Annotated in this window: 26 protein-coding genes; 13 read left to right on the forward strand and 13 right to left on the reverse strand. The window is 67.3% G+C overall.

Going from position 1 to position 26,043, the window contains the following annotated elements; translation table 11 throughout:
• Window positions 1–726, forward strand: coding sequence for a pirin family protein (locus E9536_RS28865; protein ID WP_059693649.1), 726 nt, complete (start codon window positions 1–3; stop codon window positions 724–726).
• A gap of 61 nt (window positions 727–787) precedes the next feature.
• Window positions 788–1,390, forward strand: a complete 603-nt coding sequence (wrbA, locus tag E9536_RS28870) for an NAD(P)H:quinone oxidoreductase (protein ID WP_027792153.1) — start codon at window positions 788–790, stop codon at window positions 1,388–1,390.
• An 84-nt stretch (window positions 1,391–1,474) separates the two neighbouring features.
• On the opposite strand, the gene E9536_RS28875 is transcribed toward wrbA, so the two are convergent.
• From E9536_RS28875 to E9536_RS28905, 7 genes are all read right to left on the reverse strand, one after another.
• A complete protein-coding gene (locus E9536_RS28875) occupies window positions 1,475–1,780 on the reverse strand; it encodes a hypothetical protein (protein WP_136471589.1) in 306 nt (101 codons plus the stop codon).
• Between the two features lie 230 nt (window positions 1,781–2,010).
• Window positions 2,011–2,745 carry an LrgB family protein gene (locus E9536_RS28880; RefSeq protein WP_048028849.1) on the reverse strand — a complete coding sequence of 245 codons (735 nt, stop codon included), beginning with the start codon at window positions 2,743–2,745 and terminating at the stop codon, window positions 2,011–2,013.
• Window positions 2,742–3,113 carry a CidA/LrgA family protein gene (locus E9536_RS28885; protein WP_136471591.1) on the reverse strand — a complete coding sequence of 124 codons (372 nt, stop codon included), beginning with the start codon at window positions 3,111–3,113 and terminating at the stop codon, window positions 2,742–2,744. The genes E9536_RS28880 and E9536_RS28885 overlap by 4 nt, the downstream gene beginning before the upstream one ends.
• Before the next feature lie 397 nt (window positions 3,114–3,510).
• The gene (locus E9536_RS28890) at window positions 3,511–4,545 is read right to left on the reverse strand and encodes an alpha/beta hydrolase (RefSeq protein WP_060170102.1); all 1,035 of its coding nucleotides are present in this window, start codon (window positions 4,543–4,545) and stop codon (window positions 3,511–3,513) included.
• 57 nt (window positions 4,546–4,602) lie between these two features.
• A complete protein-coding gene (locus E9536_RS28895) occupies window positions 4,603–5,028 on the reverse strand; it encodes an organic hydroperoxide resistance protein (RefSeq protein WP_059678157.1) in 426 nt (141 codons plus the stop codon).
• Window positions 5,029–5,252: 224 nt separating this feature from the next.
• Window positions 5,253–5,819, reverse strand: a complete 567-nt coding sequence (locus E9536_RS28900) for a TetR/AcrR family transcriptional regulator (RefSeq protein WP_027792159.1) — start codon at window positions 5,817–5,819, stop codon at window positions 5,253–5,255.
• 177 nt (window positions 5,820–5,996) lie between these two features.
• Window positions 5,997–6,593, reverse strand: coding sequence for a TetR/AcrR family transcriptional regulator (locus E9536_RS28905; protein ID WP_059693653.1), 597 nt, complete (start codon window positions 6,591–6,593; stop codon window positions 5,997–5,999).
• Window positions 6,594–6,741: 148 nt separating this feature from the next.
• Between E9536_RS28905 and E9536_RS28910 the strand changes: the two genes are divergently transcribed.
• From E9536_RS28910 to E9536_RS28935, 6 genes are all read left to right on the forward strand, one after another.
• Window positions 6,742–7,761 (forward strand): alpha/beta hydrolase, encoded by a 1,020-nt coding sequence (locus E9536_RS28910; RefSeq protein WP_136471593.1) that lies wholly within the window; start codon window positions 6,742–6,744, stop codon window positions 7,759–7,761.
• 96 nt (window positions 7,762–7,857) lie between these two features.
• Complete coding sequence (locus tag E9536_RS28915; protein WP_060311436.1) at window positions 7,858–9,711, forward strand: ABC transporter ATP-binding protein; 1,854 nt, start codon at window positions 7,858–7,860, stop codon at window positions 9,709–9,711.
• Window positions 9,712–9,835: 124 nt separating this feature from the next.
• Complete coding sequence (locus E9536_RS28920; RefSeq protein ID WP_136471595.1) at window positions 9,836–10,348, forward strand: DUF4262 domain-containing protein; 513 nt, start codon at window positions 9,836–9,838, stop codon at window positions 10,346–10,348.
• 242 nt (window positions 10,349–10,590) lie between these two features.
• Window positions 10,591–11,763, forward strand: a complete 1,173-nt coding sequence (locus tag E9536_RS28925) for a porin (RefSeq protein WP_136471597.1) — start codon at window positions 10,591–10,593, stop codon at window positions 11,761–11,763.
• 119 nt (window positions 11,764–11,882) lie between these two features.
• Entirely contained in the window at window positions 11,883–12,527 is a 645-nt protein-coding gene (locus E9536_RS28930) for a glutathione S-transferase (protein ID WP_059491831.1), read from the forward strand.
• A gap of 154 nt (window positions 12,528–12,681) precedes the next feature.
• Window positions 12,682–13,845, forward strand: coding sequence for an acyltransferase (locus E9536_RS28935; protein WP_211097506.1), 1,164 nt, complete (start codon window positions 12,682–12,684; stop codon window positions 13,843–13,845).
• A 58-nt stretch (window positions 13,846–13,903) separates the two neighbouring features.
• Here the strand turns inward: E9536_RS28935 and E9536_RS28940 are convergent, their stop codons facing one another.
• From E9536_RS28940 to E9536_RS28955, 4 genes are all read right to left on the reverse strand, one after another.
• Complete coding sequence (locus E9536_RS28940; protein ID WP_136471601.1) at window positions 13,904–14,404, reverse strand: DUF3300 domain-containing protein; 501 nt, start codon at window positions 14,402–14,404, stop codon at window positions 13,904–13,906.
• Between the two features lie 231 nt (window positions 14,405–14,635).
• A complete protein-coding gene (locus E9536_RS28945) occupies window positions 14,636–15,091 on the reverse strand; it encodes a hypothetical protein (protein WP_060197432.1) in 456 nt (151 codons plus the stop codon).
• 112 nt (window positions 15,092–15,203) lie between these two features.
• Window positions 15,204–15,872 (reverse strand): hypothetical protein, encoded by a 669-nt coding sequence (locus E9536_RS28950; protein WP_027792169.1) that lies wholly within the window; start codon window positions 15,870–15,872, stop codon window positions 15,204–15,206.
• 188 nt (window positions 15,873–16,060) lie between these two features.
• A complete protein-coding gene (locus tag E9536_RS28955) occupies window positions 16,061–17,047 on the reverse strand; it encodes a LysR substrate-binding domain-containing protein (protein WP_136471602.1) in 987 nt (328 codons plus the stop codon).
• Between the two features lie 63 nt (window positions 17,048–17,110).
• Between E9536_RS28955 and E9536_RS28960 the strand changes: the two genes are divergently transcribed.
• From E9536_RS28960 to E9536_RS28970, 3 genes are all read left to right on the forward strand, one after another.
• Entirely contained in the window at window positions 17,111–18,010 is a 900-nt protein-coding gene (locus tag E9536_RS28960) for a DMT family transporter (protein WP_136471604.1), read from the forward strand.
• A gap of 637 nt (window positions 18,011–18,647) precedes the next feature.
• Complete coding sequence (locus tag E9536_RS28965) at window positions 18,648–19,802, forward strand: branched-chain amino acid ABC transporter substrate-binding protein (protein ID WP_021160717.1); 1,155 nt, start codon at window positions 18,648–18,650, stop codon at window positions 19,800–19,802.
• An 87-nt stretch (window positions 19,803–19,889) separates the two neighbouring features.
• Window positions 19,890–20,192: a hypothetical protein gene (locus tag E9536_RS28970; protein ID WP_059685469.1), complete on the forward strand. Its 303-nt coding sequence runs from the start codon at window positions 19,890–19,892 to the stop codon at window positions 20,190–20,192.
• A 97-nt stretch (window positions 20,193–20,289) separates the two neighbouring features.
• On the opposite strand, the gene E9536_RS28975 is transcribed toward E9536_RS28970, so the two are convergent.
• Entirely contained in the window at window positions 20,290–23,349 is a 3,060-nt protein-coding gene (locus E9536_RS28975; RefSeq protein WP_136471606.1) for an FAD-binding and (Fe-S)-binding domain-containing protein, read from the reverse strand.
• 153 nt (window positions 23,350–23,502) lie between these two features.
• Here E9536_RS28975 and E9536_RS28980 point away from each other — a divergent pair, with 153 nt between their 5' ends.
• Window positions 23,503–24,393 (forward strand): LysR substrate-binding domain-containing protein, encoded by an 891-nt coding sequence (locus E9536_RS28980; RefSeq protein WP_027792174.1) that lies wholly within the window; start codon window positions 23,503–23,505, stop codon window positions 24,391–24,393.
• A gap of 28 nt (window positions 24,394–24,421) precedes the next feature.
• Here the strand turns inward: E9536_RS28980 and E9536_RS28985 are convergent, their stop codons facing one another.
• The gene (locus E9536_RS28985; RefSeq protein WP_027792175.1) at window positions 24,422–25,273 is read right to left on the reverse strand and encodes a LysR substrate-binding domain-containing protein; all 852 of its coding nucleotides are present in this window, start codon (window positions 25,271–25,273) and stop codon (window positions 24,422–24,424) included.
• A 110-nt stretch (window positions 25,274–25,383) separates the two neighbouring features.
• On the opposite strand from E9536_RS28985, the gene E9536_RS28990 reads away from it, so the two are divergent.
• Entirely contained in the window at window positions 25,384–26,031 is a 648-nt protein-coding gene (locus E9536_RS28990; protein ID WP_021160723.1) for a LysE family translocator, read from the forward strand.
• The last annotated feature ends 12 nt before the right edge of the window (window positions 26,032–26,043 follow it).

Here is a 26,043-nt window from a genome sequence, read left to right on the forward strand (position 1 = left end):
ATGATCGAAATCCGTGCAGCAAACCAACGTGGCCGTGCGGAGCATGGCTGGCTCAGCTCCCGTCATTCGTTTTCGTTCGCGAATTACTACGATCCGAAGCAAGTCGGCTTCTCCGACCTGCTGGTGATCAATGACGACCGCGTCGCGCCGGGCCGCGGCTTCGGCACGCACCCGCACCGCGACATGGAGATCCTGTCGTACGTGCTCGACGGCGCGCTGGAACACAAGGACTCGATGGGTACCGGCTCGGTGATCGTGCCGGGCGACGTGCAGCTGATGAGCGCGGGCACGGGCGTGCGCCACAGCGAGTTCAATCACTCGCCGGAACTGCCGGTCCACTTCCTGCAGATCTGGGTGGGGCCGGCCGAGAAGGGTGCCGAGCCGCGCTATCAGCAGACGAATGTCACCGCAGACGACAAGCGCGGCAAGCTCGCCCTCGTCGTATCGCCGGACGGCGACGCCGGTTCGCTGAAGATCCGGCAGGACACGCGGATTTACGCGGGCTTGTTCGACGGCGCCGAACGCGCGACGCTGGAACTGGCGCCGGACCGCTTTGCGTACGTGCACGTGGCACGCGGCAGCGTGTCGGTCAACGGCGTGACGCTCGGCGAAGGCGACGGCGTGCGCATCCGCGACGAACGAACGCTGACGTTCGCCGACGGGAAGGATGCCGAAGTGCTGGTGTTCGACCTGCGTCCGGTCGAAGTAACGGCCGAGTGGGCATAAAGCCCGTTCGGGAAACCGGGCCCCGCTGAACGCGGGGCCCTTTTAATCGGAGATTCGCAACATGGCCAAGGTTCTCGTTCTTTATTACTCGTCCTACGGGCACGTCGAAACGATGGCGCAGCACATCGCGGAAGGCGCGAAGTCGGTGCCCGGCGTCGAGGTCACGCTCAAGCGCGTGCCGGAAACGATTCCCGTCGACCAGGCCCGGGCGATCGGCGTGAAGGTCGACCAGGCTGCGCCGGTCGCGACCGTGGACGAACTCCCCGGCTACGATGCGATCATCTTCGGCACGCCGACCCGTTTCGGCAACATGGCCGGCCAGATGCGCACGTTCCTCGACCAGACCGGCGGCCTGTGGATGAAGGGCGCGCTCGTCGGCAAGATCGGCAGCGTGTTCGCGTCGACCGGCACGCAGCACGGCGGCCAGGAAACGACGATCACGTCGTTCCACACGACGCTCCTGCACCACGGGATGGTGATCGTGGGCGTGCCGTATGCGTGCAGCGGCCTCGTCAACATGAACGAAATCACCGGCGGCACGCCGTACGGTGCCACCACGCTCGCGGGCGCGGACGGCAGCCGCCAGCCGAGCGCGAACGAGCTCGACATCGCGCGCTATCAAGGCAAGCACGTCGCGGAACTTGCCAGCAAGCTCGCGTCGTAACAGGCCGCCTTCGCGGCCCCGCACACGCGCACACGGCGCCGGTCGACCCGGCGCCGTGTGCGCTGTGCCCAGGCCCGGCCGTTGTTACTGGCCCGACGCCGGAGCGGCGGGCGCCGCCTTCGTCGCGGGCGCCTTCTGCGCGGCGTTCTGCGGGTAGTTGCTCTGGTCGTTGGTCAGCCGGTAGCCGCTGCCCGTGCCGATCGCCTTCAGGTCCGACGCGTGACGCGCCCGGGCGGCCTTGCGGGCCGCCTTCTTCTGCGCCTTGTCGATCTGCTTCTGCGTCGGCGCGGACGCCGGATCCTGCCCATATGCCGCCGGCGCGGCTGCCAACAGCAGACCGAACGACGCCGTTACTGCCACTGCCACCGAAACCACGCGAGACTTCTTCATGGCCGGACCTCCTTGTCGATTGTTGATTGTGGATAGAACACCGGCGCGCACACGACCGCTTGCGACAACGGCGCCGATGCAACGTTAGCCGAACAGTATGTACTTGTCCTTGTGCGTTCCTGAATTCTCCCGATAACGGCAACGATACGTGGGCACCGCGTACGCCGTCGTTCCGGCGCGTCGCCCGCGCCATCAGGGAAACCGATAACCCGGCCTGGCCCCGCCGGCGCTCAGATCCAGCGCGACAGCACCGGCAGCAGGACCGGCACGACGAAGGCGGTGAGCACGCCGTTCAACCCCATCCCGAGCCCGGCGAACGCGCCGGCCTCCTCGCTGACCTGGAACGCGCGCGCGGTGCCGATCCCGTGCGACGCGACGCCGAGCGCGAACCCGCGCACGGCCGGTTCGTCGACGCGCAGGGCGTTGAGGATCCCGCGCGCGCACACGGCCCCGAAGATCCCGGTCGAGATCACGAGCACGGCGGTGAGCGATGGAATCCCGCCGATTTCCGCCGCGACGGCCATCGCGATCGGCGTCGTCGCCGATTTCGGCGCGAGCGACGCGATCGTCTGGTGCGACGCCCCGAACAGCGCCGCGATGCCGACCGCCGACACGATCGCGGTCAGCGAGCCCGCGAGCAGGCCGACCAGCAGCGGCACCGCGGCGCGGCGCAGCTTCGACCACTGGCGGTACAGCGGCAGCGCGAGCGCGACGGTCGCGGGGCCGAGCAGGAAGTGGACGAACTGCGCGCCTTCGAAATACGTCGGGTACGGCGTGTGCGTGATCGTCAGCAGCACGACGATCAGCGCAACCGCGATCAGCACCGGGTTCGCGAGCGGGTTGAAGCGCGCCCGCGCATAGACGGCCTGCGCGAACAGATACGCGATCAGCGTGATGGTCAGGCCCAGCAGCGGGCTCGCGGCGAGATAGACCCAGATCGCGCCGAGTTTCGGGAAGGCCGTCATTGCGTGCCCTCCACCGCATCGCCCGCGCGCCGCTGGCGCCGCAGCAGTGCACGCGTGACGAGCGCCGTCACGGCGATCGCGAGCGTGGTGCTGACGGCCAGCGCGACGACGACCGCGAGCGCATCGCCGCGCACGCGGTCGGCCGACACCATGATGCCGACGCCGGCCGGCACGAACAGCAGCGACAGGTGGCGCAACAGCTCGAGCGCGGTCGGCTCGATCGTGTCGGCCACTTGCGGGCGCAGCATCACGAAGCCGAACAGCAGCAGCATGCCGATCACGGGGCCCGGCACCGGCAGGCCGAACAGGTAGGACACGCCTTCCCCGAAACACTGGAAGGTCAGCAAGACCGCGAACGCCTGCAGCATGAAACGCTTCTCCCGAACGGGGCCGCGCTGTCGTACGGCCGCGCGACCGATGGCCGGCGGCTTGCGGCGCCGGCGTGGACGATACGCGCGATCGTACCAACAATGCCCGCGGCGCGGGGCCTCGCGGGCGCCGGAGCCAACGATGCGGGTGGTCGCGGGCACGCCGTGAAGCACCACGCGAAGCCGACGATGCGGCGCGATTCGCGACGGAGCTCGTGCTGCCGAACCGGGACGAAAAATCGCGGGCGATGGGGGCGTGCGGGGCGTGCGGGTTGCAGGCCGACACGTTCGCCCGGTTCACGCGCCGCACGCAACAAAGGCGGGCATGCGCCCGCCTCGTCGTCATGCGCACTCGCGCTGCCCCGCCTCACGGGCAGCGCGAGTGCGAACCCGTCGCTTACTTCAGTCGCGTCGCGAGTTCATTCGCCATCGCCTTCGTCGCGGCCTTCGTCGGCGCGTCGCCGGCCAGCGCGTTCAGCAAACCGAAATCATGGATCGTGCCGTCGTAGCGCGTGGTCGTCGCATCGACGCCGGCCGCGTCGAGCTTGCGGCCGTACGCCTCGCCCTCGTCACGCAGCACGTCGAACTGCGCGACCTGGATCAGCGCGGGCGGCAGGCCCTTCAACTGCGCGGTGCTTGCGCGCAGCGGCGACGCGTAGATCTCGTTGCGTTGCGCTTCGTTCTTCGTATAGGCATCCCAGAACCACTTCATCATCGGCCGCGTCAGGAAGTGCCCTTGCTGATACGCGTTGTACGAACCCGTGTTGAAGTTGTGGTCCGTGACCGGCCACATCAGCCCCTGGAAGCGGATCGCGGGGCCACCCTTGTCCTTCGCCATCAGCGCCACCACGGCCGCCATGTTCCCGCCGACGCTGTTGCCGACCACCGCGAGGCGGCTGCCGTCGACGCCGATCTCCGCGCCGTGCGCGGCCACCCACTTCGTCGCCGCATACGCCTGGTTGATCGCGACCGGGTAATGCGCTTCCGGCGACGGCGTGTAGTTCACGAATACCGCGACGGCCCCCGATTGCACGACGAGATCGCGGACGAGGCGTTCATGCGTCGGAAAATCGCCGAGCACCCAGCCGCCGCCGTGGATGAACACGAACACCGGCAGCGTGCCCGTCGCGCCTTGCGGGCGGACGATCGTGACCGGCACGGACAGGCCGTCCTGTTCGATCGTGCGGTTCGACACGTCGATCCCGGACAGATCGACCTTCGTGCCGTTCTGCGCGTCGACCAGCACCTGGCGCGCCTTCGCGGGGCTCAGCGTTTCGAGGCCCGGGCCCTTCTGGCCGTTCAGCGCGGCGAGGAAAGTGCTCGTCGTCGCATCGGGGCGGACGGTATCGGCACCGGCGGCGAATGCCGTGGTCGAGGCGGACAGTACAGCGGCGACGGCGGCAGCGATCAGCAGCGGCTTGACGATTTTCATGATGGTGTTCCTTGGCTTCAGGCGTAAATGACGATGGATGATTCGCAGTGCGACCGATCAGGCAAGCGTGAGCGTGACGTCGATGTTGCCGCGCGTCGCGTTCGAATACGGGCACACGACGTGCGCGCGGTCGATCAGCGTTTGCGCGATGTCGCGATCGAGGCCCGGCAGCGAGATCGTCAGTTCGACTTCGATGCCGAAGCCGTTCGGGATCGCACCGATGCCGACGCTGCCTTCGATGGAAGCGTCCGCGGGCATCGCGATCTTGTCGCGGGCCGCGACGAACTTCATCGCGCCGATGAAGCACGCGCTGTAGCCGGCGGCGAACAGTTGCTCGGGGTTCGCGCCTGCGCCGCCCGCGCCGCCGAGCTCGCGCGGCGTGGTCAGTTTCAGGTCGAGGTTGCTCTCGGGCACCGTGGCACGGCCGTCACGGCCGCCGGTGGCTTTTGCATGGGCGCGGTACAGCACTTTTTCGATCGACATGACAGACTCCTTTTCAACAAATGAATGAAACAGCCTTCGAACCGGGGACCGCGTGCCGACAGCCTTGCTGCCCGCATCGCGCCTGTTTATCTACTCATAGATAGATAAACATCCCCAAAAAATGCAGATAGTCGAGCCATCTGCGCCAGAACTCTATCTACCTATAGATAGACAGCGAGATTCAATAAAAAGGCGGCGAACCGCCTCACTGCATGCGCGCTCCGTCAGGACCGCTTTTTCCAGACGGCCTCGACATCTTCGAGGCGCGCCCGCGTGTGAAACAGCCGGCTGGCCAGCACACTGCCCTGGAACGCCGCGTACAACGTGCGCGCGGCCGTCTCGGGCTCGCCGCTGAACTGCAGCGTGCCTTCCCGCGCACCCTGCTTCAACAATTCCGCCAGCCAGCTTTCGTTGGCCTTGAAGAACGCCTGCACCGCCTGCCGCACATTCTCCGGCAACGTTTCGATGTCGGCCGCGAGCATCCCGCACAGGCAGATCAGGTTGCCGTCGCCGAGCGTCCGGCCGAACATCTTCGTGTACAGGCTCAGCTTCACGTCGGCCGGCAACGCCGGATCGATCGCCCGCATGGCCGAGAGGACTTCGTCGCTATACGCCGCCACCGCTTCCAGCACGAGGTCGTCCTTCGACGGGAAGTAGTAGTGGATGCTCGACGTCTTCACGCCCACCAGGTCGGACAGGTCTCGATAGCTGAAGCCGTTGTAACCGCGCAGCATCATCAGCGTGGTCGCATGGTCGAGAATCTGTTCGCGGACGGTCGGTTTCGTTTCCATGGAGCGAACTTTATCTACTCATAGATAGACAGTCAAGAACTTTTTTAAGGGCGCAATGCGTAGTGCACCGAACGCCTTGTCCGTGCTCGCCGGCCAATGGCCGCCGGATGCCCGCATCCGGTTCGGTGCGGCGCATTGCGCCCGAACCGGGCGGGCGTCAAGCCGGACCAGCGATCCTCACTGCGGCTTCAACATCCGCTGAATGATCGTCCGCAACATCGCCCGGTGCGCGCGCGGCTTGAACCCCGGCTCGAACACGACGCGCCCGACCGCGCCTTCCGCGAGCGCGAGCAGCCACGTCGCGACAAGATCAGGCTTCAGGCTTGCGTCGATCTTCCCTTGCGCCACACCGCGCTTGATCAGCGCGACCATCCGCCCTTTCACCTGCGCCTCGTTCGCCGCGAACAGCGCGGCGACGTCCGGATTGCGCGTCGCCTCCGCCGCGGTCTCGACGCAGATGCGCGCATAGACGGGATCGCTCGACAGTTCCATCAACGTCAGTGCGATCTCCTCGATCGCGGCCAGCGCGTCGTCGGCGTCCGCGTACCGCGCGAACAGTTCGGCCATCTCGCGCTGGTCGTCTTGCGCGACTGCCTCGATGATCGCCGCCTTCGTCGGGAAATAGTGGAACAGGTTGCCGGGGCTCATGCCGGCCGCCTTGCAGATCGCGGCCGTGGACGTCGCATGGAAGCCGTCGCGCGCAAAACAGTCGATCGCGGCATCCAGGATCTGGCGCCGCTTCGCTTCCACTCTTTCAGGGTCGATCTTTCTCAACAGGCACTCCGTACTCGACGATGACTCGAATCTTTATTAGACTGATTAATCGATCTATTATCGTGGCGACGTCCTGCAGGCGTCAAGGCAGCGTGCCCACGCACATGCCGCCTGCGACATCCGCTCACACCACTGCACCGAGGGCCTCTTGAAACGAATCGTCATCGTCGGCATCGCGCTCGTCCTGTTCGTGCTCGTCGCGGCCGGTGCCCTCGTGCTGCGCGGCCTCGCCGACTTCGAGCTGAAGGGCGCGAACGTGTCGTCGCTCACGTTCCGCGCCAACGGCGCCGACCTCGTCGGCACGCTCGCGCTGCCGGCCCATGCGCCCGGCGCGCCGATCGTACTGCTCGTGCACGGTGACGGTCCGCGCACCCGCTTCTCCGACGACGCGATGCTGCCGCTCGTCAACAGCCTCCTCGACGCCGGCATCGGCGTGTTCGCATGGGACAAGCAGGGCACCGGCCGCAGCGGTGGCGACTGGCTCGCGCAATCGATGCAGGATCGTGCGAACGAAACGCTCGCCGCGATGGCGCGCGTGCGCGCCGTCGTCGGCCCCGCGCACAAGATCGGCCTGCTCGGCTTCTCGCAAGGCGGCTGGGTCGTGCCGCGCGTCGCGAATGCGGTGCGGCCCGCGTTCTCGGTGATCGTCGGCGGCGCCGTCAGCTGGCGGCGGCAAGGCACCTACCTGACGCGGCAGCAGCTCCAGGCAACGGGCCTGCAGCCGGATCGAATCGATGCGACACTGGCCGCCGAGCGACGCGACAACGACGAAATCTTCGGCCGGACGGACGTACCCGCCGATCCGCACCGGCGCCCCGACATCGAGCCGCGCCGCTTCGGCTTCATCGCACGCAACTACCTGGAGGATTCGTCGCAGGCGCTCGCGGCGATGCAGGGGCCCGTGCTGGCCGTGTGGGGCGCGCAGGATCGCAATGTCGATCCGGTCGACGAGGCGACTGCCTACACGCGTGCCTTCGCGGACCGGCCCGACCGGCGCGTGGTGGTCGTGCCCGGTGCGACGCATGGGTTACTGCGCGCCGGCTGGTTCGACTACCAGCTCGAGTCCGACTGGCCGACGTGGAAGACATGGCTGTACATGGCGCTCGGCCGCCATGCGTATGCGCCCGACACGCTCGCCCCGATCGAGGCGTGGATCCGGTCGCAGTGAACACGTGTGCAGTACCGCGGCGCTGCGAAGGCGCCGCACCTGAAACAGGCAATACGGCCGCGCCGGCAGGCGTGGCCGCATCAAGGAGAGGTTTCAATGTTTTCGTGGTTTGAACGGCGCCTGCCGACTTTCCCGCTCGAAGATCCCGTCACGCCGCCGAGGGGATTCTTCTCGTTCGTCTGGGCGTGCACGAAAGGCGCGCGCAGCTGGATCCTGCTGATCGCGTTGACGTCGGCCGCGCTGGCCGCGTACGAAGCCGCGCTGTTCGCGATGATGGGCCGCGTGGTCGACTGGCTCGCGTCCGCGACGCCGGCGGATTTCGGCGGTCGGCACTTCGGCACGCTCACCGTTTTCGCGGCGATCCTCGCCGGCAGCGCATTGCTGATCGCGCTGCATACGATGGTCAAGCACCAGGTGCTCGCGATCAACTTCCCGATGCGGCTGCGCTGGCTGTTTCACCGGCTGATGCTCGACCAGAGCCTGTCGTTCTACGCGAACGAATTCGCGGGCCGCGTGACGACCAAGATCATGCAGACCGCGCTCGCGGTGCGCGATGCGCTGTTCATGTCGGTCGACGTCGTGATCGGCGTCGCCGCGTACCTGATCGGCATCCTCGCGCTCGCGGCCAGCTTCGACTGGCGGCTGATGATCCCGCTCGCGCTGTGGGCGCTCGGCTACGGCGCGGCATGCGCGTTCTTCGTGCCGCGCCTGGGCGCCGTCGGCAGCCGCCAGGCCGATGCGCGCGCGCTGATGACGGGCCGCATCACCGACGCGTATTCGAACATCACGACCGTGAAACTGTTCTCGCACACGCGGCGGGAAGCCGACCACGCGCGGCGCGCGATGGAAGCGTTCAAGGCGACCGGCGACGCGCAGATGCGCCTCGTCAGCGCGTTCGAGATCGTCAATCACCTGCTGTCGACGCTGCTGCTGGTCGGCTCGACCGGCCTCGCGCTGTATCTGTGGATGCACGGCGAGGCGAGCGCGGGCGTCGTCGCGGCGGTGATCGCGATGGCGCTGCGCCTGTCGAGTTATTCGCACTGGATCATGTGGGAAATGACCGAGCTGTTCGAGAACGTCGGCACGATCCAGGACGGCATCAATACGCTGACGAAGGTGCGCAGCGTGGTCGACGCGCCCGATGCGAAGCCGCTCGCGGTGCAGCGCGGCGGGATCGTGTTCGACAACGTGCAGTTCGCGCACGAGGACAACGACCGTGCCGTGTTCGACGGGTTGAACCTGACGATCCGGCCCGGCGAGCGGATCGGCCTGATCGGCCGCTCGGGTGCCGGCAAGTCGACGCTCGTGAACCTGCTGCTGCGCTTCTACGACGTGGGCGGCGGCACGATCCGGATCGATGGGCAGGACATCGCGCACGTCACGCAGGACAGCCTGCGCGGCGCGATCGGGATGGTCACGCAGGATACGTCGCTGCTGCACCGGACGATGCGCGAGAACATCCTGTACGGGCGCCCCGACGCCACCGAGCGCGAGATGCACGATGCGGCCGTGCGCGCGGAGGCGTCCGAATTCATCGACCGGCTGCGCGACCGCCACGGCCGCAGCGGCTACGACGTCGAGGTCGGCGAACGCGGCGTGAAGCTGTCGGGCGGCCAGCGGCAGCGCGTCGCGATCGCGCGCGTGATGCTCAAGGACGCGCCGATCCTCGTGCTCGACGAAGCGACCAGCGCGCTCGATTCCGAGGTCGAAGTCGCGATCCAGCGCAGCCTCGACGGCCTGATGAGCGGCAAGACGGTGATCGCGATCGCGCACCGGCTGTCGACCATCGCGGCGATGGACCGGCTGATCGTGCTCGACGAAGGGCGCATCGTCGAGGAAGGCACGCACCAGCAACTGCTGCAGGCCGGCGGCATCTATGCGGCGCTGTGGGCGCACCAGAGCGGCGGGTTCCTCGGCGAAACGGCGGAGGTGGAGAAGGCGGAGCAGTAGGCGGGACCGCTGTGGCAACATGGCGCACGGCGATCGCCGCCCGGTTCGGCCACGGTCGCATTCCCGCCGGCGGGATACCAGCCCCCGGCTTCCCGTCGCCCGACGCAGATCCAAGGAGCCCCGCATGACCACGCGACCGGATATCGCCACCGCGCTCGACGCGCCCGATTCGGTGCTCGAGGAAGACGAGCAGCGATTCGTGCAGCGGATTCGTCAGCACGGGTGGTTCCGCACGGAAGTGTTCGCGGAAGGGGACGCACCCGAGTTTTCTTTCACGACCGGGCTGTGGGTCAACCACGGTTTTCCGGAACTCATCGTGTTCTCGATGCCGGCGCGCATCGTCCATGACGTGCTGTGGGACGTCTACCGGATGGTCGCAGCCGGCACGCCGCCGCCGGTCGGCGAGGTCACGGATTCCGTCTTCGGCAACGCGAACGCGCTGCTGATGCCGGTCGAGAAGGCGCACTACGAAGCCCATCTCGGCTGGAACCGCTGGTTCTACGGCAACGACGCGTTCCCGTGCGTCCAGTTGCTGTGGCCCGACCGGGACGGGGTTTTCCCGTGGCAGCCGGAAGCGGACGACGCGTTGAACGCCGCGCAGCCGCGCCTGTTCGGAGCCGGCAACCAACACCACTGACCCGCGCGCAGGATCGCGCGCACAGTGAATGCCCTGCAGCCGACGTCGCGATGCGCATGTGCGCATCGTTCATCCAGCGTATGACGCATAACGTCTCCATGCACCGGCCACCGGCCGGTTGCGCGCGCATCCATCTCCGCGCCGCCTCATAACGATCCGACAATTTATTGGTTCCCTCGACGATGTGCTGTCCGTATCGTTCACCGACTCGTCAGACCAATCGACCAACGGGGAATCCAACAATGAAACCAGTCCGTTCATTCGCACTGCTCGCGCTGCCGGCCGCGCTCTTCGCCGCCGGCGCCCACGCGCAAAGCAGCGTCACGCTGTACGGCATCGCCGATGCGGGCATCGCCTATGTCCACAACGCGCAGAACGCGAACGGCAGCAACGCGTCGAGCCTCGTCAAGTTCAGCAGCGGCAACCTGTCCGGCAGCCGCTGGGGGCTGCGCGGCACCGAGGATCTCGGCGGCGGCCTGGCCGCGCTGTTCCAGCTCGAGAACGGCTTCAACATCGGCACGGGCGCACTCGGCCAGGGTGGACGCGAATTCGGCCGCAAGGCCGTCGTCGGCCTCGCAAGCAGCACGTACGGTACCGTCACGCTCGGCCGCCAGTACGATCCGGTCGTCGACCTCGTGCAGGGCCTCACGCAGGACAACTACTTCGGCGGCGTGTTCGCGACGCCGGGCGACCTCGACAACTACGACAACAGCCTGCGCGTCAGCAACTCGGTGAAATACACGAGCCCGCTGATCTCGGGCTTCCAGTTCGAGGGCCTGTACGGCTTCGGCGGCGTCGCGGGCGCCACCGGCAGCGGCCGCACGTACAGCTTCGGCGCAAGCTACGCGAACGGCCCGCTGTCGCTCGGCGCCGGCTTCTTCTACGCGAACGGCGGCTCCTCGGTCGCGAACGGCGTGCGCACGTGGTCGAGCAGCTCGGACACGCTGTTCAACACCGTGATCAACCAGGGCTTCTCGAGCGCGAAGTCGATCCAGATCGTGCGTGTGGCCGGCCAGTACGTGGCCGGGCCCGCCACCTTCGGCCTCGCGTATTCGAATACGCAGTACGGCGCGGACACGCTGTCGGCATTCAGCCAGAACGCGAAGTTCAACAACGGCTCCGCGTTCTTCAACTGGCAGTTCTCGCCGGCGCTGCGCGCGGGTGTCGGCTACAACTACACGTCGCTGACGGGCCCGTCTTCCGCACACTACAACCAGGTCAACCTCGGCGCGGACTACTCGCTGTCGAAGCGCACCGACCTGTATGCGCTGTTCGGCTACCAGAAGGCGAGCGGCAACACGCTCAACGCGAACGGCGCGGTCGTGAAGGCCGCCGCGTCGGTCGGCTCGTACGGCGTGAACTCCGGCACCGATACGCAGGAACTCGCGATCGTCGGGATTCGCCACAAGTTCTGATCGCGTCGCCGCCAGGCGACGACAGCGACGGACGACAGCCGGCAGGCGCGCACCGCGGTGCGCGCCTGCGGCGTTTACACTGTCCGCGTTCAAGTTCCGCACGACACAAGGAGGCCGGCATGCTGACCGTATGGGGGCGCCGCAATGCATTCAACGTCCAGAAGGTGATGTGGCTTGTCGACGAGCTCGCGCTTGAGCATCGGCACGTGCCGGCCGGCGGGCAGTTCGGCGTGCTCGACACGCCCGGTTTTCTCGCGATGAACCCGCACGGGCGCGTGCCCGTGATCGACGACGGCGGCACGGTCGTCTGGGAATCGCACAGCATCCTGCGCTACCTCGCCGCGCGTTACGGGCGCCCCGGTTTCTGGCACGACGATCCGGCCGAACAGTCGCGCGCCGACCGCTGGATGGACTGGTCGCAAACCACGCTGCAGCCGACGTTCCTGAACGGCGTGTTCCGGGGCTTCTACCGGACGCCGCCCGAGCAGCGCGACACGGCGCGCGTCGAGCAAAGCATCGCGCAGTGCGCGCAATACTTCCGGACGCTCGATGCGGTGCTGGCCGGGCAACCGTTTCTCGCGGGCGACACGCTCACGCTCGCCGACATCGCGGCCGGCACGCATCTGTATCGCTATTTCGAGCTCGACATCGCCCGGCCGGACCTGCCGCACGTGCAAGCGTGGTACGAACGGCTGAAAGCGCGGCCCGCGTATCGCACGCACGTGATGATTCCGTTCGACGACCTGCGCGGCAAGCTCGACTGAGCGGGCGCCGCGCCAACGGCGGGGCGGCTTGTTGGATGGTTGTAAGAACAACGGTGTAGGGTGCCGACCTGTACGCCCGCCGGATTCGCATGCGTCGTCGCGACCAGGATCGTCGCCAGGCGGGTCATCGCTGACCAACCACGCAGGCAACGTGATGAGCGCTCAGGACGTCCCGGTCGACTTCGCTTCTCGGCAGGACACGGCGGCAGCCGTCCATCGAAACGCCGGCCTCGACGCGTTGCGCGCGTGCCTGACGTTGCTGGTGGTCTTTCACCACTGCGCGATCACATACGGCGCGCTCGGCGGGTGGTACTACCACGAGGTGGCTGCCGGGCCGTCCGTGGAATCCGCACTGCTGACGCTCTTCTGCGCGATCAATCAGGCCTTTTTCATGGGCCTGTTCTTTTTCCTGGCCGGCTATTACACGTCGCCATCCATCGATCGAAAGGGCGCCGCCCGTTTCCTCGCCGACCGGTTCATCAGGCTCGGCCTGCCTCTGCTGGTGTACGGCTTCGTGATCGGCCCGGCAACGATCGCCCTGGCGCAATCGGGCGCAGGCCACCCGTTCGCGGATACGCTGGGTCGCCTGTGGCGGAAAGGCACGTTCGAGAACGGCCCGATGTGGTTCGCCGAGGCGCTGCTGATGTTCAGCGCAGCTGCAGCACTCTGGCACATCGCCTTCCGGCGCACCGTGGCGCGCGATACGAACCGCCCCGCCCGCAACCCCTTTCCGTCCGACAGGACGTTGGCCGCCGCGGCGTTGCTCACGGGTATCGCGGCACTGGCGTTGCGGTCCCGATGGCCGGTAGGTATCAACGTATGGGGGCTGCAGCTCGGCTACTTCGCGAGCTACGTCGTGTTGTACGCAGCCGGGTGCCGGACCGCGCGCGTGCACTGGATCGAGCATCTGCCGGCACGGCAGGTCAGACTGTGGTGGCGCATCGCACTGCTGGCACTCCCTGTCCTGCCGGTCGCTTACCTGCTCGCCAAGCACGTTCCTGCATTGCGCGGCCACCCGCAGGAGGTGATCTACGCATTCTGGGAGCCGCTGGTCGCGTGGGGAACGAGCCTGTTTCTTGCCAGCCGTTTCCAGCGGCGCTTCGATCGACTGACGGGCGCATGGCAGTCGCTGTCCCGGCGCGCGTACACGATCTACATCATCCATCCCCCGGTGCTGGTGGGTATCGCTCTCGTGTGGCGAACCGTGCCGGTGTCGCCGTTCCTGAAATTCGCCGTGACCGGCGGTGTCGCTTGCGTCACGTGCTACCTGATTGCCGGCCTCCTGCTCCGGGTGCCGAGACTCGCGTCGATCCTGTAAGCGCACCCATGCCTGACGCAGCTGGAAGAAGGCGCACGATCAAGCCGGAAATGCGAGCCTAATGTCGCCGCATGCCCCCCGCTCCGCCCATGCCGCCGAACCCATGCATTCCGCCGAATTCGCGATGCGCGCCGACCGGGAACGCGCCATGGTGAAAACCGGCACCGGTCGGCACGCCGAAGCGGCGATGTTCCATCCCGTTGACGTGAACGACCGGATCGAAATGGTGGAAGTGGTGGAAACGATCGATGAAGACGAAGCCCACGCCCGCGCCGATGAAAAGCGGCGGCCCCCAGTACCCAAGGTCGGCATACGGGTAGTCCACCGCCGGATACCATAAAACACTACCATCGGGACTCTGCACGAACTGCCATGTGCCGTCGTCCTGCAGGCACGCACGCCCCACGATTTGCTGGTCCGTGCCGTCGATGTTCGCTCGCGCGACGACTGCACGGCAGTTGGCCGTGTCGTCCGCCAGATCGTCGTACGTTTGCGCGAAGACCGCCGCGGAACAGCCGAGACAGACGATACCTATCCCGGATCGAAACAAGTTGCCCATGATCGGCTCCTGATTGCCCCCGACCGCTAGATCGCGGGCACCGTTGGCGGTGCCCGACACATCGAATCGCTCACGCACGATTCACCACGCGGCGGTAACGCGCCGCCGCTACGTACAGGGTCTCCTGCCGGCTAAACGATGCGGCGCGCGTGCTTATTCCAGGGGTCTGGTGCGATTGATCAACGCGGGAGCCTTCGACAGTCGATGCCGCGGCTGGCGGCTGGCGCCGGCCTAGCGCCTCGCGAAGCGGTAGGCCGCTGCCGCCGTGATCCCGAATACCAGATGGGCCACCAGCGTGATCGCACCACGAACCGGAATGAACCACGGGAAGATCGCTGTGAAGGCGTACAGGTTGACGCCGTACAGGATGAGGCCGAACGCACCGCCTGCGAGTAGCGCGGCCGCGAACGACAGGGTGCGGATCGTTTTCGCCAGCACCGCCGCATAGACCAGCGACAGCACCATATGCACGAGGGTCGCCACCGCCATGACCAGCGGATCGAAGCCGGCGGACGCGTCGAGCACGCGGCGCCCCATCACGATGGCGGCCGTGAGACGTGCGTCGCGCAGCAGGTTCCCGATCGCATCATCGCCGGCGATCGGCCAGAGCAGCAGCTCGACGACGGTCGAGCCGACCGCCGCGGCGAATGCCGCCCAGAGAATCGGGACGACACTGGCGCGTTTCAATTGGCGCCCCCGGCGCAACCAGCCGAGGAATCGAAGCAGCGTATGCCGCCCCCGCTCCGGCGCCGGTCGGGCAGCATGTGCCCGCGATGCCGAACCGGGCAGCCACGCCACATCACGACGCCCGTTCGCAATCCGTCCAGTAAGCGAACGGATCGCGATGCTTCGGATAGTTTTCGTCCAGCCATTTCAGCAACGTCGCCCGTGCGTTGTCCATGTCGGCTTTCAGCGACGAGGTCGTCAATTCATGCACTTCGACGGACTTCTCGCGATCGACCACGAAGCAGTTCCAGTCGGGGCCGTCGAGATCCGGATCGTCGGACGCCTTCGACGACTTGCCCCAGCCGAACCCCTTGCGTGCGTCGATGTAGTACCGCGGATGCACTTTCAGGTACGACATCTCGCCGCCCTGCAGGCTGCTCTCCGCGCGCAGCACGTCGTGCCCGTCGACGATCTGCGTGACTTCCGGAAGCCGGCGCGCTCGCCATCCGGCGGGCAGCGTCGCGATGGCCTTGACGCTGTCGTACATCCCCCAATCCAGCCCCCACGCTTCGGCCATGCGCTTCATGAATGCGTCCGCATTCGGATAACCGCGCAGCTGAATCCGGGTCGACAGCGTGACTTCGATCCCGCCGCGCACGCCCGTGCCGGCGGATGCCTCGTTTGCGTTCGCTTCGAACGGATTGCCGGGACGCGACGCGCGCGTCTCGTCCGTGGGCGCCATGCCCGAAAACAGCTGGTCGAGCGCTGCACGCGCTTTCGACGATTTGTCCGGCCTGTTCATTGTTGACCTCGCTTGCACCCGCACGGGTGCATACATTTTCGATTTTCGTTCATCTCTCCACCTCATCGTTTTTCGCGGACGCATTGTCGTCGATCCGGCGCCGCCGGCCTAGTGCCTCGAATCGCGCACCGCGTCCTTCGCACCAGCCGGCCCGCCGTGGCGGGTCGCCACGACCATTTCCATTTCGATCAGTTGCCGGCCGCCACCGCCGCCCGCATCCGCTCCATCAACGCCAGCACCTCCGGCCGATTCTCCCCCTTCGCGTGCACGAAGTAATACCGGAGCACCGAATCGACCTCGCGGCGGCTCACGCGCACGAGTTCGCTGCGCTTGAGATAGGCGTCGGCAAGCGGTACGCGCGCCAGCGCCACCCCGAGCCCTGCCTCGGCCGCGGCCAGCACGAGGTTGTAATCCTCGAACCGGCGATCCTGCGCGCGCGGCTTGAACGGCACGCCCAACGCATCGAACCACGTGCGCCAGCCGGTCACATCGGAATCGTGCAGCAACGGCATGTCGAGCAACGCGGCATCGCCGCGCCGGCGGCGCTCCGCAGCCAGTTGCGCGGCGAGCCGCGGATGCGCGACCGGATAGAGCCGCTCCGGCATGAACGCACGGGTTTCGAGCTGGCGCCAGTTGCCGCGCCCGTACCGGACCGACAGGTCCGCTTCGCCGCCGGCGATATCCACGTTGCGAAGATCGATGCCGAGTTCGATCTGCAACGCGGGTGCCTCGCTCTCGAGCGCATGCTGCCGCTCGAACAGCCACAGCTGCGCGAATGCCGGCACCACGCTCATCCTGACCAGTCGCGGCGCACGCGGCGAACGCCACTGATCGGCCGCACTGTCGATGATCGCGAACGCCTGTTCGATCCGGCCGACGAAGCGCTGCCCGTCCGGCGTCAGGCGCACGCCGCGCGCATGACGTTCGAACAACTTCAGGCCGAGCCAGTTTTCAACGGCGGCCACCCGCCGGCTGATCGCGCCGTGCGTCACGCCGGAGACGTCGGCGGCGGCCAGGAACGAACCCTCGCGCGCGACCGTGCACACCGTCTCCAGGCTCGCGAGCGGCGGCCGCGAACCCGGCGCCGGCGTCGGCGCCGCGGCGGGCAACGCCGCCGCGCCCTGTTTCGCGCGGGGCGAAGCGCCGACCGGCCGCCGGCTCGAGCTGTGAATCATCTTCATATCCGGATGCTGATCTGTGCGCTAGCTTAACATCTCGCGACGCCGCATCATCGCCGCATGAACACACTCTTCACACCGTCGTCGCGCGCTGCGCGGCAGCCGCTGGTCGCGGCCGGCGCGGTCGCCTTCACGATCGTTTCGTGGGCGTCCGCTTTCCCGTTCATCCGGATCGGCCTGCATGGCCTTACCCCGCTTCAGCTCGCGGCGGCACGCTTCGCCACCGCGGCCGTGCTGATCGTCGCGTGGCTGGTGGCGCGGCGGCCGCGCGTGCCGACCCGGAGCGATGCGCTGCGCTTCCTGCTGTGCGGCTTTCTCGGCATCGCGCTGTACAACGCGCTGCTCAATACCGGCGAGCAAACCGTGTCGGCCGGCGCGGCGAGCTTCATCGTGAACACCCTGCCGATCTTCACGGCCCTGCTGGCCGCCGTGTTTCTCGGCGAGCGCTTCAATCGCTGGGGCTGGCTCGGCTCGCTCGTCAGCCTCGCCGGCATCGCAGTAATCGCGCGCGGGCAGCCGGGCGGCCTCGTCCTCGGCGCGGGCAGCACGCTGATTCTCGGCGCGGCCCTGTGTTCGGCCAGCTATTTCGTGCTGCAGCGGCGGCTGATTCCGGTATACGGCGCGCTGGCCTGCACCGCTTACACGCTGCTGGCCGGCGCGCTGCTGCTCACGCCGTGGCTGCCCGGCGCGCTCGGGGCGCTGGAGAGCGGATCGCGCGACACGACGCTGGCCGTCCTGATGCTCGGCATCTTCCCGGCCGCGCTGGGTTACGCGACCTGGACCTTCGCACTCGGCTACTTCGGCGCGGCACGCGCCGCCAACTTCCTCTATCTAACGCCGGCGGTCGCGACGGCCCTGTCGATGGCGCTGACGGGCGAGCGGCCCGGGATCGAGACGGTGTGCGGCGGCCTGCTGGCGATCGCCGGCGTGATCTTCGTGGCGTTGCGCGGACGCGCTTAGGCGCAACGCCGCATCGGGCCGGCACAGTCGGCCCGACGATCCGCAAGCGAACCGGTCGGATGAACCCCGACATCTGCAAAGCCGATCGGATGGCGCGGGCTATCGACTCGCGCCAGTTCGCCAGCGCCGCCGGGGCTTGACCGTTAGTTGCATCAATAGGGGCATCGATCCCGATGAAACCCGGCAGCTCAACCGGATGCGCAATCACAACGTTCCAAACTGTGCAGACAAATCGACCGAACAGTTCCGGATTGACCGCGCATCAGTGTCCATGGCTTCGTCCCGGCCGCCGGCCGAATAATGGATGCGGCCGTAAGGCCGTCGACAGCGAATCGCAATCCATCGCGTGCCGCGGCGCACGATTTCCGGCATCCGGCGCCTTCGGATTTCGGGCGCCGGCCTTGCCGCACCGGCCCCGTGACGCGATTCGCTGCAGCGCGCAAAATCGGCTTCATATATATTCATACGAATTGCGCGCTGTCAGGCCCCGGGCCGCTCATCCGGGCATCACGCCGACGGGCAGGACACGATGCAAGTGAAACCCATGACGGGTATGGAGACTCATCCGATCGCCCCGGCCTCGCCGTCGGACGGTCGAGACGTCCAATAGAAAGATCATTCAAATCGGAGATGGCAGATGGAACGAAGCACTGTCGGCATGCGCTGCAAACCCCTGATCACCGTCGCACTGGCTGCCGCCGCATTCGCGGCCGCGTCGGGCGCGATGGCCGACCAGGTCGTCAAGATCGGCAGCGTCGAACCGACGACGGGTGGCATCTCGCACCTCGGCAAGGACAACGAGAACGGCGCGCGCCTCGCGGTCGAGGAAATCAATGCGAAGGGCCTGACGATCGGCGGCAAGAAGATCACGCTGCAACTCGATGCGCAGGATGACGCGGCCGACCCGCGGCAGGCCACGCAGGTTGCGCAGAAGCTCGTCGACGACAAGGTCGTCGCCGTGATCGGCCACCTGAACTCGGGCACGTCGATCCCGGCGTCGAAGATCTACAGCGACGCGGGCATCGTGCAGATCTCGCCGTCGGCCACGAACCCGACCTACACGCAGCAGGGCTTCAAGACGACGTACCGCGTGGTCGCGACCGACGCGCAGCAAGGCCCGGCGCTCGCGAGCTACGCGCAGGCGAAAGGCGTGAAGAGCGTCGCGGTGATCGACGATTCGACCGCGTACGGCCAGGGCCTCGCGAACGAGTTCGAGAAGAAGGCGAAGGCGCTCGGCCTGAAGGTGCTGTCGCATGACGCGACCAACGACAAGGCCGTCGACTTCCGCGCGATCCTGACGAAGGTCAAGGGCGAGAACCCGGACGCGATCATGTACGGCGGCATGGACGCCACCGGCGGCCCGCTCGCGAAGCAGGCGAAGCAGCTCGGCCTGCGCGCGAAGATCCTGTCGGGCGACGGCGTGTGCACCGACTCGCTGGCCGAACTGGCCGGCCCGGCGGCCGACAACGTGCTGTGCTCGCAGGCAGGCGCCGCGCTCGAGAAGATGCCGGGCGGCGCGGACTTCCTCGCGAAGTACCAGAAGCGCTTCAACCAGGGCATCAAGTTCGATGCGCCGTTCGCGTATGACGCGGTCTACATCGCTGTGGACGCGATGAAGCGCGCGAACTCGACCGACCCGGCGAAGATCCTCGCGGCGATGCCGGCGACGAAGTACGACGGCGTGATCGGCACGACGACCTTCGATGCGAAGGGCGACCTGACGCACGGGATCATCTCGATCTACGGTTACAAGAGCGGCAAGAAGACCTTCCTCGACCAGGTGAAGATGTAACCCGCCGCGGCGCCGGCACGACGGGAACGCCACCCGTCGGCGCCGGCGCCGCGCGGGCCGATTTCTGATTCACGGAGACGAAGCATCATGTGCGCAATGGCGTATGCGGAATTCCAACAGGAGTTGAGGAAGGCACAGTTGACGGCGCGCGAGTTCGCCCGCCTGATCCGGATGAACGAAAGTTCGATCACGAACTATTCGAGCAAGGGCACCGTCCCGTCCCACCTCGCGGTCATCGCGAAACTGATCGGCACGCTGGCCGCGCACGAGATCGATTTCCGGCGCGTGATCCGGCAGATGCGGATCGAACCGAAACGGCCGCGCGGCGGCGGCGTATTTCCTGCGGCGGACAAGCCGCGCTCCAGAAAAACGACGAAGACCGACGCCTGAGCGCAGGCATGCGTCGACAGCGGCTCAACGCTTGCCGCTTGTCGCTCAACGCCGGAACGGAAGTCGTCTCACGGGCACCGCGCCATGCGACGCCCGATCATCCTCCCGCCGCCCGCACGTGATCGAGCAGCGCCTGCAACGGATGGCGCACCTGCTTCGAAGACATCCGCTTCACCTGGCTGCGGCATGAATAGCCGGTCGCCAGCGCCTCGCCCTCCACATCCGCCGCATCGACGTGCGCCGCCCACGACTGCGCATAGATCGACTTCGACGTCTCGAGATTGCGCGCTTCGTGCCCGTAGGTGCCCGACATCCCGCAGCACCCGGTTGCCTGCACCTGCAAACGCAGCCCGCGTCGTGCAAACACCTGTGCCCATTGCTTGCCGCTGTCGGGTGCATTGGTCTTCTCGGTGCAGTGCGGCAGCAACCGGTAAGAACCGGCGACGCGCGGCCCGCCGCCCGCATCCGCTTCCGGCAGCGCCTGCAGCAACCATTCCTGCGGCAGCGCCACCTTCGGCACATCGGCGAGCCCCGTCACCTTCAGGTATTCCTGCCGATACGTGAGCGTCATCGCCGGATCGAGGCCGACCAGCGCGACACCCGAGCGCGCCAGCGCCGCCAGCTGCCCGGCATTGCGGATCGCCGCCTTCTCGAACGCGCGCAAGAAGCCTTGCACGTGCAGCGCCTTGCCGTTCGGCGCGAGCGGCGCGAGCCACACCTGAAAACCCGTGCGCGCCGCCAGCTCGATCAGCGTCGCCAGCTGCTCGGTATCGAAATAGCGCGTGAACGTGTCCTGCACGATGACGACGCTGCGTGCGCGCTGCGCGTCGCTCAGCGCGGCGAGCGCCCGCGGGTCGGCCGGCTTCACGCGCCATTCGCGGATCACGGCCGCGAGATCGAAGCGGCTCAGGAGCGGGCTGTCGACCATGCCGACGTGTCGCTCGAGCAGCGTGCGCACCCAACCGGCGCGCATCAGCCCGTTGTACAGCGCGGGCACGCGCGCCATCCACGGCATCGTGAATTCGAGCGAGCCGATCAGGTAGTCGCGCACCGGCCGCAGGTAGCGCTGGTGATACAGCTCGAGAAACCGCGAGCGGAATTCGGGCACGTTGACCTTGACCGGGCACTGCCCGGCGCACGATTTGCACGCGAGGCAGCCGGCCATTGCGTCGTACACCTCGTGCGAGAAATCGGCCTCGCCGTTGCGCGCCGCGCGGCTGTTGCGCCAGCGCGCGGCCAGGCCGCGCAGGAACGGCTGCCGTGCGCGCGCCGCCGCGACGACGTCGACGCCGGCCTGCCCTTGCAGGCGCAGCCATTCGCGCATCAGCGACGCACGCCCCTTCGGCGACTGCACGCGTTCGCGCGTCGCCTTCCACGACGGGCACATCGCGTCGTCCGGATCGAAGTTGTAGCACGCGCCGTTGCCGTTGCAGTGCATCGCCGTGCCGTAGCTCTGCCACACGCGCTCGTCGATCTGCCGGTCGTGGTCGCCGCGCGTCGGCACTTCGTCGATCTTCAGCAGCCGCATCGTGTGATCCGGCGGCGTCGCGATCTTGCCCGGGTTGAACTGGTTGTGCGGATCGAACGCGGCCTTCAGCTGCTGCAGCGACGGATACAGCTCGCCGAAGAACGCCGGCGCATATTCGGAGCGCACGCCCTTGCCGTGCTCGCCCCACAGCAGGCCGCCGTGGCGCTGCGTGAGTTCGGCCACCGCATCCGACACGGGCCGCACCAGCGCCGCCTGCTTCGGGTCCTTCATGTCGAGCGCCGGGCGCACGTGCAGCACGCCCGCGTCGACGTGGCCGAACATCCCGTATTGCAGCCCGTGGCCGTCGAGCAGCGCGCGGAATTCGGCGATGTACGCGGCGAGGTTCTCGGGCGGCACTGCGGTGTCCTCGACGAACGGCTGCGGGCGCGCCTCGCCCTGCACGTTGCCGAGCAGGCCGACCGCGCGCTTGCGCATCGCATACACGCGCTTCACCGCGTCGTCGCCGGCCGCGAGCGTGTGGCCCAGGCGCTCCACGCCGGTATCGGTGCGCAGATGCTCGACGAACGCACGCACGCGTGCGTCGACGTCGTCCGCGTCGTCGCCGCTGAATTCGATCAGGTTGATGCCGAGCGTCGGACGCGCGTCGTCCTGCGGGAAATACTCGGCGACGCTGCTCCACACGAAGTCCTTCATCGCGAGCATCAGCACCTTCGAGTCGACCGTCTCGATCGACAGCGGCGCGTGCGCGAGCAGTGCGCGCGCGTCGCGCAGCGCATCCATGAAGCCCGCGTAGCGCACGTTGACCAGCACCGAATACTTCGGGATCGGCAGCACGTTGAGTTTCGCCTCGACGACGAAGCCGAGCGAACCTTCGGCGCCGCACAGCACGCTGTTCAGGTTGAAGCGGCCATCGGGTTCGCGCAGGTGCGCGAGGTCGTAGCCGGTCAGGCAGCGGTTGAGCTTCGGAAACTTCGCTTCGATCAGCGCGGCCTTGTCGTCGCTGATGCGTCGCGCGGTGCGGTAGACCTTGCCGATGCGGTCCTGCCGCGCGCAGCGGCGCTCCAGTTCTTCGTCATCGAGTGCGTCGCTGTGCAGCCGCTCGCCGCCCATCAGCACGAAATCCAGTTCGAGCACGTGATCGCGCGTCTTGCCGTACGTGCAGCTGCCCTGCCCGCTCGCGTCGGTGTTGATCATCCCGCCGACGGTCGCGCGGTTCGACGTCGACAGTTCCGGCGCGAAAAACAGCCCGTGCGGCTTCAGCGCCGCATTGAGCTGATCCTTGACGACGCCCGCCTGCACGCGCACCCAGCGGCGCTCGACGTCGATTTCGAGGATCCGGGTCATGTTCCGCGACAGGTCGACGACCACGCCGTCGGTCAACGACTGCCCGTTGGTGCCCGTGCCGCCGCCGCGCGCGGCCACCGCGACGTCGCGATGCGCGGGCTCGGCGAGCAGCCGTGCCAGCAGCTGGACGTCGTCGGCATGCGCGGGGCAGATCACCGCTTGCGGCAGGCGCTGGTAGATCGAGTTGTCGGTGGCCTGCACCGTCCGGTTCGCATGGTCCGCGCGGATCTCCCCGGCGAATCCGGCGGCCCGCAGCGCGGCGAGAAAGTCACGGTACGCATTCGCGGGCGGGCTGGCGGGACGGGGCAACGAGGCGATCGACATGGGGCAAAAGCGCAGTGTGGGTGGAGCCGGCCGGTTCGCGCGCTCCGAAACATGATTTTTTGGCAAGTTTCCGCGCGACCGGGAATTCCAGTATCTTTGGAATTTCTACGAGAAACAAACGAATTCTCACCCGGCGAATATTGCATAAAACTCATGAATTACCGTCGTCTCACCCCGTCCATGTCGCTGCTGCTCGTGTTCGAGGCCGCCGCGCGGCATGAAAGCTACACGCGCGCGGCCGAGGAGCTGTCGCTGAGCCAGAGCGCGATCAGCCGGCAAGTCCAGACGCTCGAGGATCAACTCGGCGTGCCGCTGTTCCGGCGCGAGGGCCGCTCCGTGAAGCTGACCGAGGTCGGGCGCCGCTACTTCGCCGAGCTGAGCGGCGCACTGGGGCGCATCCGCGGCGCGACGCTTCAGGCGATGTCCCACCAGGCGGGCGCCGGCACGCTGCGGCTCGCCACCTTGCCGACGTTCGGCTCGAAATGGCTGTTGCCGCACCTGCACGACTTCTACACCGCGCATCCGGGCGTGACCGTGCACCTCCATTCGCGGATCGGCGCCATCGATTTCCTCAACGACGACCTCGATGCGGCCATCACCGTCGGCGCGGGCGACTGGCCGGGCCTGCACGCGCACCGGTTGTACAACGAGTTCCTGATCGCGATCGCGCCGCCGGACACCGGCAGCCGCCGCAAGGCCGACGCGCGTTCGCCGGCGTGGGCCGCGAAGCAGACGCTGCTCGGCGTGACGAGCAACCAGCAGGCGTGGGCCGAGTGGTTTTCGCACTATCGGCTCGACCATCGGCAGATGCGCATCGGCCCGAGCTTCGAGCTGACGTCGCACCTGATCCAGGCCGTGCGGGCCGGGATGGGAATCGGGCTGGTGCCGAAGGTGCTGGTGGAAGACGAGCTGGGCCGCAACGAACTCGTGTCGATCGGCGACGCGATCACCAGCCAGCGCAGTTACTACCTCGTCTATCCGCCGGGGAACGAGACACTGCCGTCGCTCGTCGCGTTCCGCGAATGGCTGCTGAAGTCGTGCTGAAACACGGCCGCCGGCGGGCTGCCCGCGTTCAGGTACGCCATTCGCCGAGAATCTGCTCGGCCAGGTAGTCGCACGGCGGGCGCGCGGACTGCGCGCTGCGCGCGAGCACGACCTCGAGTTCGCCCAGCGGCGGCAGCCCGTGGCTTTCCGACAGCTGCACGAGATGATCGGGAATGCAGCAGCGCGCCAGCGGCGCGACCGCGAGCCCGGCCTCCACCATGCTGAGGAGGCCGAGGTGGCTCGGGCTCTCGTAGGACATCCGGTACGGGATCTTCCGCCGGTTCAGCGCCTTGACCGCCTGATCGCGCGCCATGCTGCCGCCGTGCGTGAAAAAGGCTACCGGCAGCGGCCGCTCCTCCCATACGTTGCGTTTCGGCGACCCGGCCCACACGAGCGGTTCGAGCCGGATCAGCTCGCCGGTCACGCCCTTGATCCGCGTGAGGCACGCGAGGTCGACCGTGTTGTCCTTCAGCATCGGCACGAGCGCGCTGCTCGGCTGGCCGATCACGCGCACTTCCACACGCGGGTGCATCGCGGCGAACTTGCCGAGCACCTGCGGCAGCAGCGACGAAATGTAGTCGTCGGGCACGCCGATCGTCACGCGGCCGCGAATCTCCGGGCGCACGACCGACGCCCAGGCCTCGTCGCGCATCGCCAGCATCCGGCGGCCGTATTCGGCGAGCATCGTGCCTTCGCCGGTCGGCGTCACGTTGCGCGTGTCGCGGATGAAGAGCGGCTTGCCGAGCGCATCTTCCAGCGCCTTGATCTGCATGCTCACCGCCGACGGTGACCGGTGCACGGCCTGCGCGCCCTGAGCGAACGATCCGGATTCGGCGACGGCCACCACCATCGCGAGCACATCGAGGTCGAGCTTTTTCATCGCATTCAGAAAAACTGATCAATCGATTCAGTTTATCCCGTTTTACTGTTCGCCTCCACGATCGGACAATGATTCCCGTCAGCACTCACTCGTTGCAGGAATCGTCAGACATGCATACGTCCGGATCGCTCTACGGGTTTCTCGTCATCGGCGGCATGCTCGCGGTCACGCCCGGGCCGAACATGGTCTACGTGATGTCGCGCTCGATCGCGCAGGGCCGCACGGCGGGGCTCATTTCACTTGGTGGCGTGATGATCGGGTATCTGTTCTACATGTTCGGCGCGGCGTTCGGCATCACGACGCTGTTCATGAGCGTGCCCTATGCGGGCAGCGGGCTGGCCGTGGTCGGTGCGGCGTACCTGCTGTATCTGGCATGGCAGGCCGTCAGGCCCGGCGGCCGCTCGCCGTTCGAGGTGCGGGCGTTGCCCAGCGAGCGGCCGCTGCGGCTGCTCGCGATGGGCGCGACGACCAGCGTGCTGAACCCGAAGCTCGCGATGCTGTTCATTTCGTTGCTGCCGCAGTTCATCGACTACCGGAACGGCAGCGTGCTCGGCCAGTCGCTGTTTCTCGGTTCGCTGCTGATCGCCGCATTCGCCTGCGCGAACGGGACGGTGGCGATCTGTTCCAGCAGCATCGCGAAGTTCCTGCACGGGCGCCCGACGCTGCTGCTCGCCCAGCGCTGGGCGATGGGGCTCATCCTCGGCGGGCTCGGCGTGCAGATGGTGGTCGACGCGTCGAGGATGGCAGGTGTGGCGTGATCCGCGAATCAT

It is taken from the genome of Burkholderia sp. LS-044, assembly GCF_004803625.1.
GTDB classification, from domain to species: Bacteria; Pseudomonadota; Gammaproteobacteria; order Burkholderiales; family Burkholderiaceae; genus Burkholderia; species Burkholderia cepacia.

Excerpts from the sequence above, each read along its gene's own strand:
- E9536_RS28865 (WP_059693649.1), top strand. The coding sequence starts at position 1 with ATGATCGAAATCCGTGCAGCAAACCAACGTGGCCGTGCGGAGCATGGC.
- wrbA (WP_027792153.1), top strand. The coding sequence starts at position 788 with ATGGCCAAGGTTCTCGTTCTTTATTACTCGTCCTACGGGCACGTCGAA.
- E9536_RS28875 (WP_136471589.1), bottom strand. The coding sequence starts at position 1,780 with ATGAAGAAGTCTCGCGTGGTTTCGGTGGCAGTGGCAGTAACGGCGTCG.
- E9536_RS28880 (WP_048028849.1), bottom strand. The coding sequence starts at position 2,745 with ATGACGGCCTTCCCGAAACTCGGCGCGATCTGGGTCTATCTCGCCGCG.
- E9536_RS28885 (WP_136471591.1), bottom strand. The coding sequence starts at position 3,113 with ATGCTGCAGGCGTTCGCGGTCTTGCTGACCTTCCAGTGTTTCGGGGAA.
- E9536_RS28890 (WP_060170102.1), bottom strand. The coding sequence starts at position 4,545 with ATGAAAATCGTCAAGCCGCTGCTGATCGCTGCCGCCGTCGCCGCTGTA.
- E9536_RS28895 (WP_059678157.1), bottom strand. The coding sequence starts at position 5,028 with ATGTCGATCGAAAAAGTGCTGTACCGCGCCCATGCAAAAGCCACCGGC.
- E9536_RS28900 (WP_027792159.1), bottom strand. The coding sequence starts at position 5,819 with ATGGAAACGAAACCGACCGTCCGCGAACAGATTCTCGACCATGCGACC.
- E9536_RS28915 (WP_060311436.1), top strand. The coding sequence starts at position 7,858 with ATGTTTTCGTGGTTTGAACGGCGCCTGCCGACTTTCCCGCTCGAAGAT.
- E9536_RS28920 (WP_136471595.1), top strand. The coding sequence starts at position 9,836 with ATGACCACGCGACCGGATATCGCCACCGCGCTCGACGCGCCCGATTCG.
- E9536_RS28925 (WP_136471597.1), top strand. The coding sequence starts at position 10,591 with ATGAAACCAGTCCGTTCATTCGCACTGCTCGCGCTGCCGGCCGCGCTC.
- E9536_RS28930 (WP_059491831.1), top strand. The coding sequence starts at position 11,883 with ATGCTGACCGTATGGGGGCGCCGCAATGCATTCAACGTCCAGAAGGTG.
- E9536_RS28935 (WP_211097506.1), top strand. The coding sequence starts at position 12,682 with ATGAGCGCTCAGGACGTCCCGGTCGACTTCGCTTCTCGGCAGGACACG.
- E9536_RS28940 (WP_136471601.1), bottom strand. The coding sequence starts at position 14,404 with ATGGGCAACTTGTTTCGATCCGGGATAGGTATCGTCTGTCTCGGCTGT.
- E9536_RS28950 (WP_027792169.1), bottom strand. The coding sequence starts at position 15,872 with ATGAACAGGCCGGACAAATCGTCGAAAGCGCGTGCAGCGCTCGACCAG.
- E9536_RS28955 (WP_136471602.1), bottom strand. The coding sequence starts at position 17,047 with ATGATTCACAGCTCGAGCCGGCGGCCGGTCGGCGCTTCGCCCCGCGCG.
- E9536_RS28960 (WP_136471604.1), top strand. The coding sequence starts at position 17,111 with ATGAACACACTCTTCACACCGTCGTCGCGCGCTGCGCGGCAGCCGCTG.
- E9536_RS28965 (WP_021160717.1), top strand. The coding sequence starts at position 18,648 with ATGGAACGAAGCACTGTCGGCATGCGCTGCAAACCCCTGATCACCGTC.
- E9536_RS28970 (WP_059685469.1), top strand. The coding sequence starts at position 19,890 with ATGTGCGCAATGGCGTATGCGGAATTCCAACAGGAGTTGAGGAAGGCA.
- E9536_RS28975 (WP_136471606.1), bottom strand. The coding sequence starts at position 23,349 with ATGTCGATCGCCTCGTTGCCCCGTCCCGCCAGCCCGCCCGCGAATGCG.
- E9536_RS28980 (WP_027792174.1), top strand. The coding sequence starts at position 23,503 with ATGAATTACCGTCGTCTCACCCCGTCCATGTCGCTGCTGCTCGTGTTC.
- E9536_RS28985 (WP_027792175.1), bottom strand. The coding sequence starts at position 25,273 with ATGAAAAAGCTCGACCTCGATGTGCTCGCGATGGTGGTGGCCGTCGCC.
- E9536_RS28990 (WP_021160723.1), top strand. The coding sequence starts at position 25,384 with ATGCATACGTCCGGATCGCTCTACGGGTTTCTCGTCATCGGCGGCATG.